This is a genomic window from Acidovorax sp. KPB24-07, from assembly GCF_057543315.1.
Map to the genome: position 1 here is coordinate 1 of NZ_BAAJYS010000849.1, position 743 is coordinate 743.

A 743-nucleotide genomic window follows, 5' to 3' on the forward strand; every position below is an offset into this window, starting at 1 on the left:
TGGTGGACACGGGCGGGCAGCTGGCGTTCAAGGCGGCGGCCACGGCCGACCCGCGCGCCGGCAGTGGCCTGGCCCGCTGGGCCTTCATGGCGCGCCGGCCGTGGCTGTGGATCGGCGTGGGCTGCTACGTCGCCGAGTTCCTGGTGTGGCTGGCGTTCCTCTCGCTCGTGCCGCTGTCGGACGGCGTGCTGCTGGGCTCCATCAACATCGTGGCCGTCATGGTGGCCGGCCGGTTCCTGTTCCGCGAGAAGCTGTCGCGCATGCGTGTGGCCGGCATCCTCCTGGTGTCGGCCGGCGTGGCCGTCGTGGGGCTGCACGGATGAAGCGCTTCTATGCCCTCGGGTTCCTCGCGCTGGTGGCGTTCGACACACTGGCGCAGATCAGCTTCAAGCTCGCGGGCGAGCACGCGCTGCCGCTGGAGCTGTCCGCCGACTGGCTGGTGCGGGTCTTCGGGCACCCGTGGATCTACGGGGCCTTCATCGGCTACCTGGGCGCGTTCTTCACCTGGATGACGCTGCTGGAGCATGCCCCGATCGGCCCGGCGTTCGCCGCATCGCACCTGGAAGTCGTCTCGGTGCTGGCCATCTCGGCCGTGTGGTTCAACGAGCCCATCGGCTGGCCGCAGGTGGCGGGCGCGGTGCTCATCCTGGGCGGCATCGCCTGCCTGGCGCGCAGCGAGGCCGAGGCCGATGCCGAGCCCGGGCACGCCCCGTCGCACCATGGCGCGTGAAGCCCCGCCCACC

General features: G+C 71.6%; 2 protein-coding genes. Both read left to right on the forward strand.

Annotation, left to right across the window (positions count from 1 at the left end):
- The first annotated feature begins 2 nt into the window (after nucleotides 1-2).
- Nucleotides 3-323, forward strand: coding sequence for an EamA family transporter (locus tag AC27IQ_RS26235; RefSeq protein ID WP_487091400.1), 321 nt, complete (start codon nucleotides 3-5; stop codon nucleotides 321-323).
- Nucleotides 320-730: a DMT family transporter gene (locus AC27IQ_RS26240; RefSeq protein ID WP_487091401.1), complete on the forward strand. Its 411-nt coding sequence runs from the start codon at nucleotides 320-322 to the stop codon at nucleotides 728-730. Before AC27IQ_RS26235 ends, AC27IQ_RS26240 begins: the two co-directional genes overlap by 4 nt.
- Nucleotides 731-743 lie beyond the last annotated feature (13 nt).

What these genes read in the sequence shown, in the direction of transcription:
- AC27IQ_RS26240 (WP_487091401.1), top strand. Translation starts at nt 320, where the DNA reads ATGAAGCGCTTCTATGCCCTCGGGTTCCTCGCGCTGGTGGCGTTCGAC.